Genomic DNA, 18,244 nt, shown 5'->3' on the forward strand with positions numbered 1-18,244 from the left:
CCGGAGTCAACAGATACGGGTCCCCACGATGTGGAGTCAACGGATACGGCGCTGCGGAGCCGGCCGTCGTACTGGACGACGTACGACTCCGCAGCGCACGGGTTGTCAGCTGTCACCGGCGGTCAGCTGTCCGCGCCACCGTCAGCCTCGTCCGCGTCGGCGGACTTCGCGGAATCGGCGTCCGGCGCGGCGGTGGTCTGGGTGCCCGGCTGGGGCTCCGCGACCGCCACCATCGCCGGGCGGATGATCCGCTCGCCGATCCGGTAGCCGGGCTGGAGGATCTGGACGCAGGTGTCCTCGGTGACGTCCGAGGAGTAGCTGTGCATCAGCGCCTCGTGCATGGTCGGGTCGAAGGGCTCGCCCTCCTTGCCGAACTGCTGCAGGCCCAGCTTGGCCACGACCGTCTCCAGCGACTCGGCGACGGACTTGAAGCCGCCCGTCACCTCGCCGTGCTCGCGGGCCCGGCCGATGTCGTCCAGCACCGGGATCAGCGACTCCAGGATGTTGGAGACGGCGATCTCGCGGACCGTGAGCCGGTCGCGCTCGACCCGCTTGCGGTAGTTCTGGTACTCGGCCTGGAGGCGCTGGAGGTCGCCCGTCCGCTCGGCCAGCTCGCGCTTGGCCGTGGCGAGCTCGTCCCCGCCGGCCGAACCGGCCGCGGCGGCCTCCTCGGCAGCCTTGATCACGGCCTCCTCGGCGGCGGAGTCGTCGCCGGGCTCAGCACCCTGCGGCTTCTCCGTCATGCCGCACCGCCCTTGGGCTTCTCGTCGTCCACGATCTCGGCGTCGACGACGTCGTCGTCCTTGGCGCCGGCGGCGTCACCGGCCGGGGCGGCACCCGCGGCGTCGGCGTTGGCGTACAGGGCCTGGCCGAGCTTCTGGGCGGTGGTGGAGACCTTCTCCGAGGCCTCGCGGATGGCCGCGATGTCCTCGCCCTTCAGGGCCTCCTTGAGCTCGCCGATGGCGGTCTCGACCTCGGTCTTGACGTCGGCCGGCAGCTTGTCGGTGTTGTCGGCGATGAACTTCTCGGTCGAGTAGACGAGCTGCTCGGCCTGGTTGCGGGTCTCGACCGACTCGCGGCGCTTGTGGTCCTCCTCCGCGTACTGCTCGGCCTCGCGCATCATGCGCTCGATGTCGTCCTTCGGCAGCGCGGAGCCGCCGGTGACGGTCATCTTCTGCTCCTTGCCGGTGCCGAGGTCCTTCGCGCCGACGTGCATGATGCCGTTGGCGTCGATGTCGAAGGTGACCTCGATCTGGGGCAGGCCGCGGGGGGCCGGCGGCAGGCCGGTCAGCTCGAACATGCCGAGCTTCTTGTTGTACGCCGCGATCTCGCGCTCGCCCTGGTAGACCTGGATCTGCACGGACGGCTGGTTGTCCTCGGCCGTGGTGAAGATCTCCGAGCGCTTGGTCGGGATGGTCGTGTTGCGCTCGATCAGCTTGGTCATGATGCCGCCCTTGGTCTCGATGCCGAGGGACAGCGGGGTGACGTCGAGCAGCAGGACGTCCTTGACCTCGCCCTTGAGGACGCCGGCCTGGAGCGAGGCGCCGATGGCGACGACCTCGTCCGGGTTGACGCCCTTGTTGGCCTCCTTGCCGCCGGTCAGCTCGCGGACCAGGTCGGCGACGGCCGGCATGCGGGTCGAGCCACCGACGAGGACGACGTGGTCGATCTCGGAGAGCGAGATGCCGGCGTCCTTGATGACGTTGTGGAACGGGACCTTGCAGCGCTCCAGCAGGTCGGCGGTGAGCTGCTGGAACTGGGCGCGGGTGAGCTTCTCGTCCAGGTGCAGCGGGCCCTCGGCGGAGGCCGTGATGTAGGGCAGGTTGATCGAGGTCTCGGAGGAGGAGGACAGCTCGATCTTGGCCTTCTCGGCCGCCTCGCGGAGGCGCTGGAGGGCCATCTTGTCCTTCGACAGGTCGACGCCGTGGCCGGCCTGGAAGGTCTTCACCAGGTGGTCGACGACCTTCTGGTCCCAGTCGTCACCACCGAGGTGGTTGTCACCGTTGGTGGCCTTCACCTCGACGACCCCGTCGCCGATCTCCAGCAGGGAGACGTCGAAGGTGCCGCCGCCGAGGTCGAAGACCAGGATGGTTTGGTCGTCCTTGTCCAGGCCGTAGGCCAGGGCGGCCGCGGTCGGCTCGTTGACGATGCGCAGGACGTTGAGGCCCGCGATCTCACCGGCCTCCTTGGTGGCCTGGCGCTCGGAGTCGGAGAAGTACGCCGGGACGGTGATGACGGCGTCGGTGACGGTCTCGCCCAGGTAGGACTCCGCGTCGCGCTTCAGCTTCTGCAGGATGAAGGCGCTGATCTGCTGCGGGTTGAAGTCCTTGCCGTCCAGGTTGATCTTCCACCCGGTGCCCATGTGGCGCTTGACCGAGCGGATCGTCCGGTCGACGTTGGTGACGGCCTGGCGCTTGGCCACCTCACCGACGAGGACCTCGCCGTTCTTCGCGAAGGCGACGACGGACGGCGTGGTCCGCGCACCCTCGGCGTTCGTGATGACGGTGGGCTCGCCACCCTCAAGGACGCTGACGACCGAGTTCGTCGTACCGAGGTCGATGCCGACCGCGCGTGCCATCGTAGATACCTCCACGGAAGAGTTGAGCTTTACGGGCTCAAGGATGCACGACTCCCCGGGGACCGTCAACAGCTATGAGTCGGGGTCGCTCAACTTTGCTGAGCGGGGCGCGGGGCCGGCCGGTCGCCGTCGCGGCGGGTGGAGCGGTGGCGGGGGTCGCTCCGAGTGCCGAGGGTGGACTTACGTGACTGCCGCCATACCTTGGACGTCTTCAGGAGAAGAGTTGACAAACGGTAATGTCCGGGCCGTCGGCCCGGGAAGTTACCGACGAGTACACTCACTTCGGAGAGACCGCCAACCCAGGAAGCCGCAGGAGACGGAGAGCCGATGCAACTAGCAGCGATCGTCATCTCGCTGGTCACGTTCGTGATCGGCACCGCGCTCGCCGCCCGTGCGGCGCTGTACATCTTCAAGGTGGTGCGGACCGGCCAATCCGACCCCACCCGCTTCGGTCAGCCCGCCCAGCGGGTCAAGACCGTGGCGGTCGAGTTCGTCGGCCACACCCGGATGAACCGCTGGGGCGTCGTCGGCATCGCGCACTGGTTCGTCGCCGTCGGCTTCTTCAGCCTGGTGCTGACCATCGTCAACGCCTTCGGCCAGCTCTTCGACCCCGAGTTCGCGCTGCCGGTCATCGGTCACTGGATGCTCTGGCAGCTCTTCGTCGAGCTGCTCGGCACCCTGACCACCCTGGGCATCCTGACCCTGATGGTGATCCGGCTGCTCAGCCTGCCGTCGAAGTCCGGCCGCAAGTCGCGCTTCGCCGGCTCGATCGCCTGGCAGGCCTTCTACGTCGAGTACACGATCCTCGGCATCGGCCTCTGCATCACCATGCTGCGCGCCCTGGAGGGCGCCCTCGCCGGCGTCGACTCCTACGGGCCGGAGCACCTGGTCTCGTACCCGCTCGTCACCGCGCTGAGCGGGCTGTCGCACGGGACGCTGGAGAACCTGGTCTACCTCTTCGCGATGCTGAAGATCTGCATCTCCTTCGCGTGGGCGACCACCATCGGCCTCAACCCCTCGATGGGTGTGGCCTGGCACCGCTTCCTCGGCTTCTTCAACATCTACTTCAAGCGCGAGGAGGACGGCGGCACCGCGCTCGGCGCCCTGCGCCCGATGACCAGCGGCGGCCAGCCGATCGACTTCGAGGACCCGGCCGACGACGCCGTCTTCGGCGTCTCCCAGGTCGAGCACTTCTCCTGGAAGGGCATCCTCGACTTCTCCACCTGCACCGAGTGCGGCCGCTGCCAGTCGCAGTGCCCCGCCTGGAACACCGGCAAGCCGCTCTCGCCCAAGCTGCTGATCATGAGCCTGCGCGAGCACGCCTTCGGCAAGGCGCCGTACCTGCTGGCCGGCGGCGGCAAGGACATGGAGGGCACCGAGAAGGCCACCTCCGAGCAGCTCAAGGACGTCCCGGCGGCGGCGCTGGCCGAGGCCGAGCGCCCGCTGATCGGCACCGCCGAGGAGAACGGCGTCATCGACCCGGACGTCCTGTGGTCCTGCACCACCTGCGGCGCCTGCGTCGAGCAGTGCCCGGTGGACATCGAGCACATCGACCACATCGTCGACATGCGCCGCTACCAGGTGATGATCGAGTCCTCGTTCCCGACCGAGGCCGGGACGATGCTCAAGAACCTGGAGAACAAGGGCAACCCGTGGGGCATGGCCACCAAGGCCCGCCTCGACTGGGTCAAGGAGCTCAAGAAGGAGACCGGCATCGAGGTGCCGGTGATCGGCGAGGACATCGACCCCGCCGAGGTCGAGTACCTCTACTGGGTCGGCTGCGCCGGCGCCCTGGAGGACCGCGCCAAGAAGACCACCAAGGCCTTCGCTGAGCTGCTGCACACCGCCGGCGTGCGGTTCGCGATCCTCGGCAAGGAGGAGTCCTGCACCGGTGACTCCGCCCGCCGCCTGGGCAACGAGTTCCTCTTCCAGATGCTCGGCGCGCAGAACGTCGAGACCCTGAACGCGGCGCTGGAGGACGCTCCGAAGAAGCGGATCGTCGCCACCTGCCCGCACTGCTTCAACACCATCGCCAACGAGTACCCGCAGCTGGGCGGCCACTTCGAGGTCATCCACCACACCCAGCTGCTGCAGCACCTGATCGACGAGGGCAAGCTCGTCCCGGTCAACCCGGTCGAGGGCCTGATCACCTACCACGACCCCTGCTACCTGGGCCGCCACAACAAGGTCTACAGCCCGCCGCGCGAGATCATGGACAAGGTCCCCGGTCTGCGCCAGCAGGAGATGCACCGCCACAAGGAGCGCGGCTTCTGCTGCGGCGCCGGCGGCGCGCGGATGTGGATGGAGGAGCGCATCGGCAAGCGGATCAACACCGAGCGCGTGGACGAGGCGCTGTCCCTCAACCCGGACATCGTCTCCACCGCCTGCCCGTTCTGCCTGGTCATGCTCTCCGACTCGGTCAACGGCAAGAAGAACGAGGGCGCGGCGAAGGAGCACCTGAAGGTGGTCGACGTCGCCCAGCTGCTGCTCGACTCGGTCAAGGCGGCGCCGCCGGCCGCGGCGGACCAGCCGGAGACGGTGGACGCGTAGCATCCGCTGTTCGACAGTTCTGCTACAACTGCCCGGCCCGGTGGGCGACGCGAAAGCGCCCGCCGGGCCGGGCTTTTGGGGCGACGGGGGTGCCGCGGCGGGGGGAGCGGCGGCACCCGAGTCGTGGGGGAGTGGTGCCGATAGCGCGGCCGCCTGGCAACGGCCGTGTTGGAAGGAAATACAGTAGGCGCCTGACCGGCCGTGTGCCGGTCGACCCGTTCCGTCACACCGGGCCGGGTGCCAGACCACCGACGGAGGTATCGGCCCGCCGGGCCGGGCCGCAGAGACCACAAGGGGAACAGCGCAGACCATGACCGAGGCGATCATGCTGGTCGGTGGTAAGGGCACGCGACTGCGTCCGCTGACCACCCACACCCCCAAGCCCATGCTGCCCGTGGCAGGCGTCCCGTTCATCGCGCACCAGCTGGCCCGCGCGGCGGCCGCCGGGGTCACCCGCGTGGTGCTCGCCACCTCCTACCTGGCCGAGGTCTTCGAGGACCACTTCCAGGACGGCACCCCGTACGGCATCGAGCTGGTCTACCTGACCGAGCGCGAGCCGCTCGGCACCGGCGGCGCCATCCGCAACGCCGCCTCCGGGCTCACCTGCGGCCCCGACGAGCCGGTCCTGGTCTTCAACGGCGACATCCTCTCCGGCGTCGACATCGCCGCCCTGCGCGACGGCCACGTGGCCGCCGGCGCCGACGTCACCCTGCACCTCACCCGGGTCGAGGACCCGCGCGCCTTCGGCCTCGTCCCGACCGACGAGGACGGGCGGGTGCTGGAGTTCCTGGAGAAGCCGGAGACGCCCGAGCAGATCGTCACCGACCAGATCAACGCCGGCTGCTACGTCTTCACCCGGTCCGTGATCGACCGCATCCCGGCCGGCCGCGAGGTCTCCGTCGAACGCGAGACCTTCCCCGAGCTGCTGGCCACCGGCGCGCTGCTGCGCGGCGTCGTGGACACCTCGTACTGGCTGGACCTCGGCACCCCGGCGGCCTTCGTCCGCGGCTCGGCCGACCTGGTGCTCGGCAAGGTCGACTCCCCGGCCGTCCCCGGCCCGACCGGCGAGGCCCTGCTGCTGCCCGGCGCGACCGTCCACCCGGGCGCGGTGCTGAGCTGCGGCAGCGTGCTCTCCGAGGGCGCGGTGGTCGAGCCCGGCGCGATCGTCGAGGGCAGCGTGATCCTGCCCGGCGCGGTGATCGGCCCGGACACCCTGGTCAAGGACTCGATCGTCGGCGCGTACGCCACCGTCGGCGCCCGGACGTCGCTGGACGGCGCGGTGATCGGCGACGGCGCGATCGTCGAGGCGGACAACGAGCTGCCGAGCGGCGTCCGGATCGCCTGCGGCACGCTGCTGCCGGTCGGCGCCGTCCGCACCTCGGCCGGCCCGGGCGGCTGCCCGGCCGGTGCCACGGCCGCCGCCGCGGTGCACGGCCCCAAGGTCTCCGCGCAGCGGTAGGGCCGCCCTCCCCTGGGCCGGCGCCGTCACAGGCTGGCTGCAAACCGGCCCCGGCTCGGTGCGCGGCCGACGCGGAGTCAGCCGGACGGGTACCTTCGGAACGTGGCTGGTAATCGATACGACAGCGGTCAGGGAGCCGACCCCCGTGGCGGGTGGTCGGCTCCGCCGCCCTCGGCGGGGGCGCCCGGGGGCTACGGGCAGACGGACGGGCCGGAGTACTTCACCGCCCCGCACCAGGCGGCGCCCGGGGGCGCCGGCGCCGACGGCGGGTACGCCGGCGGGCCCGATCCGTACGCCGCGGACCAGCCCGGCCACACCCGGGCGTTCCCGACCGGCGCGGACCCGTACGCGGGGGAGCCGTACCCCTACCAGGGCCAGGGCCACCCGGGGGAGTACGGGCAGCCGTACCCGGACGCGGCCCACGGCGGGGGCCACGGCCCGCAGGGCTACGGGCCCGCGTACGGCGACGCGCCGGCGTACGGCGGGGGCTACGGCCCGGACCAGGGGTACCCCCAGGAGCAGGGCTACGGCCAGGACAATGTCGCCGTGTACCGGGCCGGCGGTCAGTCCGCTCCGCACGTCTCCGGCCCGCGCCCGGGCTGGCGCGAGCTGCTGACCGGCCTCTTCCGCAGCCCGGCCGCGACCTTCGACCGCACCCGGGACCACCAGGTCTGGCTGCCCGCGCTCACCGTCTCGCTGCTGTACGGCGCGCTGGCCGTCCTCGGCATCGGCCTGACCCGGGACGACGTCTTCAAGTCGACCTTCGGCGTCGCCCTCACGGCCATCCTCGCCGCCGCGCTCTGCTTCACCCTGGCCGGCGCCACGCTCGGCGCGGTCACGTACGCGCTGGCCCGCCAGTTCGGCGGGGACGGCCCGTGGCGGTCGACGGTCGGCCTCGCCGTGCTGATCGGCTGGACCACCGACGCGCCCCGGCTGCTGCTGGCCCTGGTGCTGCCCTCCGACAACGTCGTGGTCCAGGCCGTCGGCTGGGCCACCTGGGTGCTCTGCGCCGTGCTGCTGACCACGATGGTCCGCCGGCTGCACGACCTGCCCTGGGGCAAGGCGGCCGGTGCGGCCGCGCTGCAGCTGCTCGCCCTGCTGGTGCTGATCAAGCTGCCGACGCTGGGCTGAGCCGGGCGGCGAAACCCCCGGCCCGGGCCGCGCCGGCCCGGGGGAGAATGGACGACGGGCCCCGCCTGCGGGGCCCGTTCCGCTTCCACCACCCTCACCCGCACGGAGCCAGGCATGACCCTCCCTACCACCCACGTCAGCTTCCCGGCCGGGGCGGTGACCGGCGAGTCGACCGTGATCGCGGTGCAGCACCTGGACGGCGGCCGGGTCGCCGTCGTCACCGAGGCGACCCCGTTCCACCCGCTCGACCACACCTGGCCCGACCAGCCGGCCGACCTCGGCACCCTCACCGTGGACGGCCGCGAGCTCGCCGTGGTCGACTGCCTCACCGGCGCCCTCGGCCCGGACGGCGGCGACCTGCTGGTGGGCGCCGACATCCCGGTCCGGCGCGGTGACGAGGAGTGGTCCTGGCTGGTCCTGCACGTCCTCGACACCGACCCGGGCGACGTCGTCGGCCGGACCGCCACCCTCACCGTCAACGCCGAGCGCCGGGCCGCCCTGTCCGCCTCGCACAGCGGCTGCCACCTGCTCGCCCTCGCCCTCAACGAGGCGCTCGCCCCGCGCTGGCGCAAGGACCCGGGCCGCGCCGACGCCTTCGGCCACCCGGACTTCGACAGCCTCGCCATGGCGAGCTCGGTGATGGACACCGAGGCCAGCACCGACACCTACCGGCTCGGCAAGTCGCTCAAGAAGAAGGGCTTCACGGTGGACGCCACCGAGGAGTTCCCGGCCCTCGCCGACGCCCTCCCGGCGCTCACCGAGGCGGTCAACCGGCGGCTGGCCGCCTGGGTCGCCGCCGACGCCCCGGTCCGGATCGACGTCCCCGGCCCCGAGCTGACCGCCCGCCGCCAGTGGCACTGCGAGCTGCCCGAGGGCGCGGCGCAGATCTTCTGCGGCGGCACCCACCTGCACCACCTCGGCGAGCTGGCCGAGCTCCGCACCGAGCTGCGCCTCTCCGAGGACGGCAGCGAGCTGGTCGCCGTCACCCGCCCCAAGCGGGCCTGACGAGCCCGGGGAACGCCGCGGGCGGCCGCCCCTCGGGGTGAGGGGCGGCCGCCCGTCGTGCGTGCGCTCTGCTGTGTCGTGCGCCGGGGCCCTGGTGCGGGCCGGAGCCGTGATGCCGGCCGGGGCCGTGTGCGCCGGCGCCGGGGGGCGCGGGGGGCGCGCTCAGACCTGGGTGCGGTGGAAGTTCAGGTACGAGCGGGACGGCGTCGGGCCGCGCTGGCCCTGGTAGCGCGAGCCGTAGCGCTCCGAGCCGTACGGGTGCTCGGACGGCGAGGAGAGCCGGAACAGGCAGAGCTGCCCGATCTTCATGCCCGGGTACAGCTTGATCGGCAGCGTCGCGACGTTCGACAGCTCCAGCGTGACGTGGCCGCTGAAGCCGGGGTCGATGAAGCCGGCCGTGGAGTGCGTCAGCAGGCCGAGCCGGCCCAGGCTGGACTTGCCCTCCAGCCGGGAGGCGACGTCCTCGGGCAGCGTGATGACCTCGTAGGTCGAGGCGAGGACGAACTCGCCCGGGTGCAGGATGAAGGCGTCGTCGCCCTCCGGCTCGACCAGCCGGGTCAGGTCCGGCTGTTCCTCGGAGGGGTCGATGTGGGGGTAGCGGTGGTTCTCGAACACGCGGAAGAAGCGGTCGAGGCGCACGTCGATACTCGACGGCTGGATCATCGCCGGGTCGAACGGGTCGATCACGACCCGGCCCAGGTCGATCTCGGTCCGGATGTCCTTGTCAGAGAGCAGCACGCTTCGAGGTTACGTGCACGACGCGGCCCCGGACGAATCGCCCGGGGCCGCCTCCGTCACTCCTGTCCCGTCAGGCCAGGAACTCCGCGGCCTCCAGCCGCATCGCCCGGGCCAGTTGCGGCGCGGACAGCTCCCGCACGTCGGCCAGCACCGAGCTCCGCAGCCGTCCGCACTGCGGACAGCGGATCAGCCGGCCGGGCCCCAGCCGGCCGGGTCCGAGGTTCTGCATCGGGAACGTGGTGGTGCTGAACAGGTGCCCCTCGGCACAACGAACGACGGCGCGCTGCTCCATCGATCCCCTTCCCATCCCTAACCCAGTACTCACCCGTACTCATCGCGTCCCGCGGACCGAGCCGCGGGACAGCGTCACATTAGGGGATCTTCCGGACATTCCACACCTTGGCTCGCCGCCCCGGCCCCGCCCGTCGGAGCACTCCCGCCCGGTCCAAACAGTACGCCCCCCGACCCCCTCCCACCCGGCTCCGCCACGGGCTCCCGCCACCCGTGCAACCGGCGTCACGGATGGGGTACAGTGAAGGTGATCGAGCGGTCTCTGACGGCTCATCAGGCGGGCGTAGTTTAATGGTAGAACATGAGCTTCCCAAGCTTAGAGCGCGAGTTCGATTCTCGTCGCCCGCTCCATTGAGAAAGCCGCAGGTCAGCGACCTGCGGCTTTCGCGTTGTCTGGACCAATTTGGGCCCCGTCGGGCCGGGTTCGTGATCAGTTCGGCGGCTGAGCCGGGTGGAGCCGGCCGCTCGCCGGCGGCCGGCTCCGGGGTCGACGGGGCCGGGGGTGAACCAGAGGCACGGGTGCGGCGTCTTCTGCCCCAAGGCAGCCTGCCCCGGGAACGCACTCCCCGTGCGCCCGCGCCACCCCCGATCTAGGAGCCCGTCCTGAAGGTCCACCCCGTCACCGCCCTGTTCCCGATGCTCAGCGACGACGAGATCCTCGGCCTCGCCGAAGACATCGAGGCCAACGGCCTGCGCGAGCCCGTCGTCCTCGACCCGGACGGCGTTCTCCTGGACGGCCGCAGCCGGCTCGCCGCGTGCGAACTGGCCGACGTCGAGCCCAGCTTCACCACCTATCAGGGCGACGATCCGGTCTGCCTGGTGATGTCCGCCAACCGCCACCGCCGGGACATCTCGCAGGGCCAGCGCGCCATGATCACCGCGATGGTGCGCTCGCTCTCGCCGCGCCCCGTGCCCGCCGACACCGCCTCCCACGGCATCAGCCTCACCCGGCTGTCCATCGCCACCACCGTGCTGGAACAGGCTCCCGACCTCGCCGAACACGTCCGGGCCGGCACGCTCGCCCTCGGCACCGCCCACCGGACCGCCCGCAGACGCAGGGCGGACACCAAGGCCCTGCTCGCCCAGCACGCGCGGCTGCGCCAGCACGCGCCCGACCTCGCCGAACAGGTCATCGACGGCCGGCTCACGCTCACCGACGCCATCGCGGCGCTCGACGCCCGGTGCGAGGAGGAGCACCTCCGCAAGCGGGTCGAGGAGATCGACGCCATCCTCCTCGCCGACGGCGACGAGTCCACCTTCGCCCGGTCCGCCGAGCGCGGCGACACCGACTGGCGCCGCGCCCACCAGCGTGCCGAGCAGTACCTCGCCCGGCGGCACGACACCATCCGCCACATCCAGGACCGGCTGGCCGGCATCGCCGAGGCCTGGAGCGCCGTCCAGGAGCTCGCCCACCGCCCGCGGAGCCCGTACGCCCGGGAGATCCTGGTGGGCCTCACCGGTCCGGCCCGCGCGCTCGCCAACCGGCTCGTCGCCCTCGAAGTCGCCGGTCCGGCGGGCCGAAGCGCCTGAGGGCACGGGGCGGATCCCGGACCGGGGCGCCGCCGGGGCGATCGGCGCGCGGGTCCCCGTGGTGTCGTGTCCGGACGGGCCCCGGGGGCGGCTCGGGGCGGTTCGGGCAGGCGCCGGGGGTGGGTGGCCGGGATCACAGCGGCTGCGTGGAACACGGTGGGTGACGGGTCTTATCGTCGTAGCAACCGACCGGTACGGTTTGGCCCATGGATGTTTCCGGAGCAAGCGCCGCCGACCAGGACACGCCGGCGGTGGTCGTCAAGGCCGCCGCGCGCCAACTGCTCGTGAAGCTGGGGGCCGGAGGACTGTCCCTCGATGCCGTGGCCGGTGAGGCCGGGCTCGCCGTCGCCGAGGTGGCGGCCGTCTTCCCGGACCGGGACGACCTGCTGACCGCGCTGGTGATCGACGCCTACAACGAGTCCGGCGCCGCGATGGAGCGGGCCGACCAGGCCGCCCGGGAGGCCGGTGCGTCGGCGGGGGCGCGGCTGCTCGCGGTCACCCGGGCGCTGCGGGCGTGGTCCTTCGCCAACCCCGGTGAGTTCACGCTGATCTACGGTTCGCCCGTGCCGGGGTACCACGCCCCGCAGGACACCGTGCCGGCCGCCTCGCGCACGCCCGGGGTGATGGCGGGCATCGTGCGTTCGGCGCTGGAGGCCGGCGAGCTCGCCCCGCCGCGGCGGGTGGTGTCCGGGACGTCGTTGCTGCTGCCGGAGGCCGTCCAGGTCTTCGGCGGTGTGCCCGAGGCCCCGTTCGCGGACATCATCGAGCGCGGCATCGTGCTGTGGAGCAACCTGATCGGGCTCCTGGTGTTCCAGGTCTTCAGCCGGACCCACGACAGCGTCCGGGACGAGGCCGCGTTCTTCGACTACGCCATCGCGGTGGCGGCCGAGGGCATCGGCCTCGACGTCCCGCTCGGTACCGACAACGACTAGACCGTCCGCCGCGGGTGCGGCGTCGGCGGGGAATCCAGGCCGTGAACACCACCAGAACCCTCTGCTTCGTCATCGCGGCGCTCTCGTCGTACGCCGCCCTCGTCTACCGGCTGAGCCAGGTCCGGCGCAGCCGGCGGGACAGCGCGTACCGCATGCTGGTCGTCACCCTGCTGTTCCAGTGCCTCACCTTCACGATGGGTGCCGTCGCCATGGGGGCCGACAGCCTCCTCGGCGTCGGCAACCTCGCGATCCTGCTGATGCACCTGTCGGCGGTGGCCTTCTGCGTCTGCGCGCAGATCATCCTGCTGGGCTGGGCGGCGACGGTCGCGGAGGAGGCGGCCCGGAAGACCCGGTACTGGGTGATCACCGGGATCGCGCTCGACGCGCTGCTGGTCGTGCTCTTCCTCGTCGCCGACGGCACCGGCCGGCCGGCGACGGACTTCAACACCGGCAGCGGCCAACCGCTGGTGCTCACCTACCTCCTGGCGTTCATCGTCTCCCAGGCGGTGCCGTGCGTCACCATCTTCCGCCAGTGCGGTCCGTACGCCCGGATGACCGACAACGTCTCGGTGCGGCAGGCGCTGCAGACGCTCTCGGTCGCCGCCGTGATCCTCTTCCTCTACTGCACGGCCCGGACGGTGAACATCCTCACCGCCGCGGCCGGGATCGACATCGGGGCCTGGCAGCTCGCGTCCAACGTCTTCAGCGCGCTGGGCATCGTCACCCTCTCGCTGGGCCTGACGATCTCCTCCTGGGGGGCGTCGGCCACCAGGCTGCTGGACTGGGCGCGCAGTTACCGGTCCTACCGGGCGCTCTACCCGCTCTGGCGGGACCTCTACGAGTCCTCCCCGGACATCGCGCTGGAGCCGCCGGGCTCCTCGGTCTCGGACCTCAACTACCGCCTGCACCGGCGGGTGGTGGAGATCCGGGACGGGTGGCGGGACCTGCGGCCCTACATCGACCGCGCCGGCGGTGCGGACGAGGTGTACCGGGGGACGAACGAGGAGTCCCGGCAGGCGTTCGCCGAGGCGGCCCGGATCCGGCAGGCGCTGCGGGCGAAGAGCACCGGCACCGTGCCCGACGACAACGGGGACGCCGGTGACTTCGAGGACCGCGACACCGTCAGCTTCACCGCGGAAGTGGCGTGGCTCACCAAGGTGGCATCGGCCTACAGCCGGATCCGCACCGCGAGTTGAGAGCTCCCGCCCGGTCTGAACCCCCGTCAGACCGGGCGGGTTCACTCGTTCCCCCCGCTTTTCCCCGTGCCCCCGATTTCCCCACGGGCCCCCGGCCTCCCCATCTCCCCCTTGGGTCCGCCGTTCCCCCGATTCCCCCCTGGCCTCCCCGCGTTTCCCCCGTGGATCGGCCCGCTCCCGTCCGCGCGCGCGGCCTGGAGCGCTGTCGTCCCCGGTCCGGCCCGTCCCCCGAGGGTCGGACCGGGGCGACATGGCTGCAGCCAACTCGGCTACCCCCGTAAGCGAAGTTAACTGGCAGCTATCTGCGGGGTCCACGTTGGCGGAACCGCGGTCGATTGTCAACTAGCAGCTAATCTGCGAAACTGACGGATAGCTGAGGGCAATGCCGGGGAGGTGAACGGGGGGAGAATCGCGATGTCCGAGACTGACGACCGGCCGATGCTGGCGGTGCGTCTGGACGACCTCTTCAGAACGGTGCGTCCCAAGGGGAAGCACTGGACCAACGCCGAGGTGGCGGAGGAGCTGAAGCGGGTCAACCCCGAACTCAAGGTCGGGGCCGTCTATCTGTCGCAGCTTCGGACGGGCAAGCGCTCCAACCCCTCACCGGACCTCCTGGCCGCGCTGGCGCGCTTCTTCGGGGTGTCGGTCGCGTACTTCTTCGACGACCAGGTCGCCGAGTCGGTGCTCAGCCAGGTCGCCGCCATCGAGGCGCTGCGGCAGGCGGGGGTCCGCGCCGTCGCGATGCGGGCGGCCGGGATGAAGAAGGAGAACCTCCAGGCCATCACGGCCATCATGGACCAGTACCGGCAGCTGCAGGGCCTGCCACCCGTCACGGATCCCTCGGACCAGGAGTGAGGGCCGGCCGGAGGGCGTCGGCGGCGGACCAGGACCGGCGCAGTCAGCTCAAGCGGCTCCGGAAGGCCGGCGCCCGGAAGATCGCCGAGCTCGGGCTGCCGGAGGTCGGCGACGTGGCCGAACTCTGCCGCTACCTCGGTGAGATCAGGGAACGCCCGATCACGCTGATCCCGATGCAGATGCCCGCGTCGCACCCGTGCGGCATGTGGGTCGCCGCACGCGACGAAGACCTCATCTTCTACGACGCCAACACGACCAGCACGCATCAGGAGCACATCATCTTGCACGAGCTGGGCCACATCATCTGCTGCCACCGCGGGGCGGGTTGGCTGGACGAGGAGACCGCCCGGCTCCTCTTCCCCAACCTGGACCCCGACCTCGTGCGCGACATGCTCCTGCGCGCGACCTACGACGACGTTCAGGAGCAGGAGGCGGAGATCATCGCCTACCTGCTCTCCCAGCGGGTGGGCGGCCCCGGGGAGCGGCACGACGCGTCCCCGGCCGGGGCGTCCGGACGGGACGCCGTGCTCAGCCGGATCGAACGCACCCTGATCTGAACCGGGCGCTCAGCGGTGGGCGGCCGCCACCTCCTCGGCCAGGACCGACACGGTCCGCCGGACGTCGTCCTCGCGGTGCTCGCTGGTGACGAAGAACCGCAGCCGGGACAGGCCCTCCTCGACCGCCGGGTGGAAGATCGGGTCGGCGATGATCCCGCGCCGGAAGAGGCGGTCCGCGACGCGCAGGGTCTTCGCCGAGTCGCCGAGGAGGCACGGCACGATCGGGGTGTCCGCGCTGGTGCCGGTCGCCAGCCCGGCCGAGGCGGCCAGGTCGAGGAAGAGCCGGGCGTTGCGCCGCATCCGCCCCACCCGCTCGGGCTCGGCGGTGATCAGCTCGGTGGCGGCCAGCGCCGCGGCCGCGTTGGCCGGGGTGAGGCCGACGCTGTAGACGAAGCCCGGCAGGGTGTGCCGCAGCCACCGGACCGTCCGGGCCGAGCCGCCCAGGTAGCCGCCGCAGCTGGCGAAGGCCTTGGAGAGGGTGCCCATCCAGAGGTCCACGTCGGCCCGGTCGACGTCGAAGAACTCGCCGACGCCACGGCCGCGTTCGCCCACGGTGCCGATGCTGTGCGCCTCGTCGACCAGCAGCAGGGCGCCGTACCGCTTCTTCAGGTCGATCAGGGCGGGCAGGTCCGCCAGGTCGCCGTCCATGCTGTAGGCGCCCTCGACGGCGATCAGCACCCGGCGGAACCGGGAGCGGTTGAGCCGGAGGAGGTGTTCCAGCCGGCCGACGTCGTTGTGGGCGAACGGGCGCCGCGCCGCGCCGGACAGCGCGCAGCCCTGCAGGATGCTGTCGTGGGCGAGCGCGTCGTGCACCACGAGGTCCCCCGGGCCGACCAGGTGGCCGATCGCGGTGACGTTGGTGGCGTGGCCGCTCACCAGGGTCAGGCAGTCCTGGACGCCGAGGAAGTCGGCGAGCGCCCGCTCCAGCCGGACGGTCAGGTCCCGTTCGCCGGAGAGCACCCGGCTGGCCGAGACGGACGTCCCGTACCGGTCCACCGCCTCGTGCACGGCCCGGTCGACCGCCGGATGGCCGGAGAGGCCCAGGTAGTTGTAGCTGCCGAAGGAGAGGTACGGCCGGCCGTCGATCACCGTGGTGTCGCGGATGTTCCCCTGGTGCACCCGGAAGTACGGGTAGCCCGCACCGCTCGCGGTGATCGCGTCCAGGCGGTCCTCGAACTGCCGGACCTCGGGGAAGTCGTCGACGCTGGTGGTCCCCGCGGCCCAGGGGGTCGTCGTCTCCCCGGGCAGCGGCCCGCCGGGGCCGGGCGGCCCGGTGAGCCGCGGGCCGACCAGGGCGGCCAGCCCGGCGACGGTGAGGCCGGGTTCGTACAGCTCCTCGCTGCGGAAGCCCGGCACCCGCTTGCCGATGTTCACCTCCAACTCCTGCAGCATCAGGGAGTCGAAGCCGAGGTCGGCCACCAGCGCCATCCGCTCGCTCAGCTCGGCGAGCGGGAAGACGCCGGTGCGCGAGACCTCTTCGAGGACGAGGGACGTGGCGCCCCCGGAGGTACCCGCCCCCACCGCGGCGGGTACGGCCGCGGCCGCGTCCGCCGGCTCGGGCCGGTCCGCGAGGTCGCGCCCGTCCTCGGCCACCACCCAGTGGTGGCGCGGGGCGAGCGGGCTCGGCGGCAGGGTGCTCGGGGGTATTCGGTCCATCACCAAACGGACCCCCGGGCCGGTGACGGCGCGCTCCGCGAGCCCGGCCAGCGCGGCCGTGCGGGCCTCGCCGGAGAGCGTGCCCGGCGCCGGGACGGCCTCCTCCGGCAGCTCGGCGCCAGCGCCCGTGACGGCCACCGTGCCGAAGGCCGTGCCGGCCGGCCACCCCGGCCCGGGTCGGTCGGTGCGGCCGGCCGCCACGGCCTCGGCGGCCGCGGTCAGCTTGGCGACGGCGTCGTCCGCGTCCCGCGCGACCACGGCCAGCCGCTCCGGGAGCGGAGCGCGGTCGGCCAGCGTGGCCGCCACCCCGGCCAGCGACGGCCGGTCGGCGGTGACGGTGTCCGCCAGCTCGCGGGCGTACCGGGCCAGCCCGGCCCGGTCACGGGCGCCGAGCAGCAGCAGCTGCGGCTCCTCGGGCGTCGTGACGGCGGCCGGTGCGGCGCACTCCTCCACCACCAGGTGCACGCCGGTGCCGCCGAAGCCGAAGGCGCTCACCCCGGCCCGGCGCGGCCGCCCGGACTCCGGCCAGCCGATCGGCGAGGTCGCGATGCTCAGCCCGGCGGCGGCGAGGCCGGCGCGGTCGGCCGGCTCGAACTCCGGCTGCGGCGGGATCACGCCCCGGTGCACGGCCAGGACGGTCTTGATCAGCCCGGCGATCCCGGCGGCGTTGAGCGAGTGCCCGAGCACCGCCTTCACCGCGCCGAGGTGGGCGGGCGCGCCGCCGTCCCCGCGCAGTTCGCGCAGCACCTCCACCTCGACCGGGTCGCCGACCGTCGTCCCGGTGCCGTGCGCCTCCAGGTAGTCCACCGAGTCCGGGGCCACGCCCGCGTCGCGGTAGGCCCGGCGCAGGGCGCGCAGCTGGCCGCCGGCCTGCGGGTGCAGGCCGCCCTGCACGGTCCCGTCGTTGGCCGTGCCGACGCCGCGGATCACCGCGTAGACCCGGTCGCCGGCGGCCAGCGCGTCGGCCAGCGGCCGCAGCACCAGGACCCCGGCGCCCTCGCCGAGGACGAAGCCGTCGGCCTGCGCGCCGAACGGCAGGCACCGGCCGCTGCGCGAGACGGCGCCGATCCGGCACAGCCCGATCAGCAGGTCGGGGGTCAGCATCAGCTGGGCGCCGCCCGCGAGGGCGATCCGGCAGCGGCCCGAGCGCAGCGCGAACACCGCGTTGGCCACCGCCATCAGCCCGCCCGAGCAGGCGGAGTCCAGCGCGTAGCTCTCGCCGTGCAGGTCGAAGACCGAACTGATGGTGTTCGGACCCATGTTGAGCAGCAGCCCGGCGACGGAGGAACCGTGCAGCCCGTCGACGGCGCGGACCAGCTCCGGCCACCCGGGGTCGGTCGCCCGCGCCCCGAACTCGCCGCCGGCCAGCTGCCGCATCCGGATCCGCATCGCGCTGATGTCGCGGTAGCCGCTCTCGGTGAGCGAGGTGATCACCGAGGTCTCCTCGCGGTCGAAGCCCCGGGCCTCCCACCCCGCGTCCTGGAGCGCCTCCCGGGCGAGGTCGATCAGCAGCCGGTGCTGCGGGTCCATCGAGCGGGCCCGCCGCGGCGGGATGCCGTAGTGCGCGGCGTCGAAGTGGCCGACGTCCGGCAGCAGCGCCATGGTGTTGGTGTACGCCGAGGCGGCGTCCCGGAAGTCGTCGCCGAGGAAGGCGGCGGAGCGCCACCGCGAGTCCGGGACGGTGGAGAACTGCGCTTGCGGGGCGGTGAGCAGCCGCCAGTACTGGTTGAGGTCGCGCGCGCCCGGGAACCGGCAGGCCATGCCCA

At 72.4% G+C, this 18,244-nt stretch carries 13 protein-coding genes, 1 tRNA gene and 1 pseudogene; 10 read left to right on the plus strand and 5 right to left on the minus strand.

What is annotated here, in order from left to right; genetic code table 11:
* Positions 1-122 precede the first annotated feature (122 nt).
* Together grpE and dnaK are read right to left on the minus strand one after the other, a co-directional pair.
* The gene (grpE, locus tag ACFVHB_RS25205; protein WP_380326506.1) at positions 123-743 is read right to left on the minus strand and encodes a nucleotide exchange factor GrpE; all 621 of its coding nucleotides are present in this window, start codon (positions 741-743) and stop codon (positions 123-125) included.
* The gene (dnaK, locus tag ACFVHB_RS25210) at positions 740-2,578 is read right to left on the minus strand and encodes a molecular chaperone DnaK (RefSeq protein ID WP_380326509.1); all 1,839 of its coding nucleotides are present in this window, start codon (positions 2,576-2,578) and stop codon (positions 740-742) included. The genes grpE and dnaK overlap by 4 nt, the downstream gene beginning before the upstream one ends.
* A 327-nt stretch (positions 2,579-2,905) precedes the next feature.
* Here dnaK and ACFVHB_RS25215 point away from each other — a divergent pair, with 327 nt between their 5' ends.
* From ACFVHB_RS25215 to ACFVHB_RS25230, 4 genes and pseudogenes are all read left to right on the plus strand, one after another.
* A complete protein-coding gene (locus tag ACFVHB_RS25215) occupies positions 2,906-5,128 on the plus strand; it encodes a (Fe-S)-binding protein (protein WP_380326512.1) in 2,223 nt (740 codons plus the stop codon).
* Positions 5,129-5,438: 310 nt separating this feature from the next.
* Positions 5,439-6,512: pseudogene (locus tag ACFVHB_RS25220) on the plus strand (sugar phosphate nucleotidyltransferase); the annotation flags it as partial.
* A 177-nt stretch (positions 6,513-6,689) separates the two neighbouring features.
* Entirely contained in the window at positions 6,690-7,718 is a 1,029-nt protein-coding gene (locus ACFVHB_RS25225; protein WP_380326515.1) for a Yip1 family protein, read from the plus strand.
* Positions 7,719-7,832: 114 nt separating this feature from the next.
* On the plus strand, positions 7,833-8,723 hold the full coding sequence (locus ACFVHB_RS25230; RefSeq protein WP_380326518.1) for a metal-dependent hydrolase: 891 nt from the start codon (positions 7,833-7,835) through the stop codon (positions 8,721-8,723).
* Positions 8,724-8,885: 162 nt separating this feature from the next.
* On the opposite strand, the gene dcd is transcribed toward ACFVHB_RS25230, so the two are convergent.
* Complete coding sequence (gene dcd, locus ACFVHB_RS25235) at positions 8,886-9,461, minus strand: dCTP deaminase (protein ID WP_380326520.1); 576 nt, start codon at positions 9,459-9,461, stop codon at positions 8,886-8,888.
* 70 nt (positions 9,462-9,531) lie between these two features.
* Complete coding sequence (locus ACFVHB_RS25240) at positions 9,532-9,753, minus strand: hypothetical protein (protein WP_363603827.1); 222 nt, start codon at positions 9,751-9,753, stop codon at positions 9,532-9,534.
* Positions 9,754-10,029: 276 nt separating this feature from the next.
* On the opposite strand from ACFVHB_RS25240, the gene ACFVHB_RS25245 reads away from it, so the two are divergent.
* The 6 genes from ACFVHB_RS25245 (at position 10,030) to ACFVHB_RS25270 (ending at position 14,822) form a co-directional block, all read left to right on the plus strand.
* A tRNA-Gly gene (locus ACFVHB_RS25245) sits at positions 10,030-10,103 on the plus strand.
* A 285-nt stretch (positions 10,104-10,388) separates the two neighbouring features.
* On the plus strand, positions 10,389-11,282 hold the full coding sequence (locus ACFVHB_RS25250) for a hypothetical protein (protein ID WP_380326522.1): 894 nt from the start codon (positions 10,389-10,391) through the stop codon (positions 11,280-11,282).
* Positions 11,283-11,488: 206 nt separating this feature from the next.
* Entirely contained in the window at positions 11,489-12,214 is a 726-nt protein-coding gene (locus ACFVHB_RS25255) for a WHG domain-containing protein (RefSeq protein ID WP_380326524.1), read from the plus strand.
* A gap of 41 nt (positions 12,215-12,255) precedes the next feature.
* On the plus strand, positions 12,256-13,410 hold the full coding sequence (locus ACFVHB_RS25260) for an MAB_1171c family putative transporter (RefSeq protein ID WP_380326526.1): 1,155 nt from the start codon (positions 12,256-12,258) through the stop codon (positions 13,408-13,410).
* A gap of 414 nt (positions 13,411-13,824) precedes the next feature.
* The gene (locus tag ACFVHB_RS25265; RefSeq protein WP_380326528.1) at positions 13,825-14,265 is read left to right on the plus strand and encodes a helix-turn-helix domain-containing protein; all 441 of its coding nucleotides are present in this window, start codon (positions 13,825-13,827) and stop codon (positions 14,263-14,265) included.
* Positions 14,262-14,822: a toxin gene (locus ACFVHB_RS25270; protein ID WP_380326530.1), complete on the plus strand. Its 561-nt coding sequence runs from the start codon at positions 14,262-14,264 to the stop codon at positions 14,820-14,822. The genes ACFVHB_RS25265 and ACFVHB_RS25270 overlap by 4 nt, the downstream gene beginning before the upstream one ends.
* A gap of 9 nt (positions 14,823-14,831) precedes the next feature.
* Here ACFVHB_RS25270 and ACFVHB_RS25275 read toward each other — a convergent pair whose 3' ends face one another.
* On the minus strand, positions 14,832-18,239 hold the full coding sequence (locus ACFVHB_RS25275; protein ID WP_380326613.1) for an aminotransferase class I/II-fold pyridoxal phosphate-dependent enzyme: 3,408 nt from the start codon (positions 18,237-18,239) through the stop codon (positions 14,832-14,834).
* Positions 18,240-18,244: the final 5 nt, after the last annotated feature.

Source organism: Kitasatospora sp. NPDC127111, from assembly GCF_042677465.1.
Taxonomy (GTDB): Bacteria; Actinomycetota; Actinomycetes; order Streptomycetales; family Streptomycetaceae; genus Kitasatospora.

Bases quoted from the DNA above. Each gene is read 5' to 3' on its own strand.
- ACFVHB_RS25230 (WP_380326518.1), top strand. From the start codon at position 7,833: ATGACCCTCCCTACCACCCACGTCAGCTTCCCGGCCGGGGCGGTGACC.
- ACFVHB_RS25215 (WP_380326512.1), top strand. From the start codon at position 2,906: ATGCAACTAGCAGCGATCGTCATCTCGCTGGTCACGTTCGTGATCGGC.
- ACFVHB_RS25255 (WP_380326524.1), top strand. From the start codon at position 11,489: ATGGATGTTTCCGGAGCAAGCGCCGCCGACCAGGACACGCCGGCGGTG.
- ACFVHB_RS25265 (WP_380326528.1), top strand. From the start codon at position 13,825: ATGTCCGAGACTGACGACCGGCCGATGCTGGCGGTGCGTCTGGACGAC.
- dnaK (WP_380326509.1), bottom strand. From the start codon at position 2,578: ATGGCACGCGCGGTCGGCATCGACCTCGGTACGACGAACTCGGTCGTC.
- ACFVHB_RS25275 (WP_380326613.1), bottom strand. From the start codon at position 18,239: ATGGCCTGCCGGTTCCCGGGCGCGCGCGACCTCAACCAGTACTGGCGG.
- grpE (WP_380326506.1), bottom strand. From the start codon at position 743: ATGACGGAGAAGCCGCAGGGTGCTGAGCCCGGCGACGACTCCGCCGCC.
- ACFVHB_RS25250 (WP_380326522.1), top strand. From the start codon at position 10,389: ATGCTCAGCGACGACGAGATCCTCGGCCTCGCCGAAGACATCGAGGCC.
- ACFVHB_RS25240 (WP_363603827.1), bottom strand. From the start codon at position 9,753: ATGGAGCAGCGCGCCGTCGTTCGTTGTGCCGAGGGGCACCTGTTCAGC.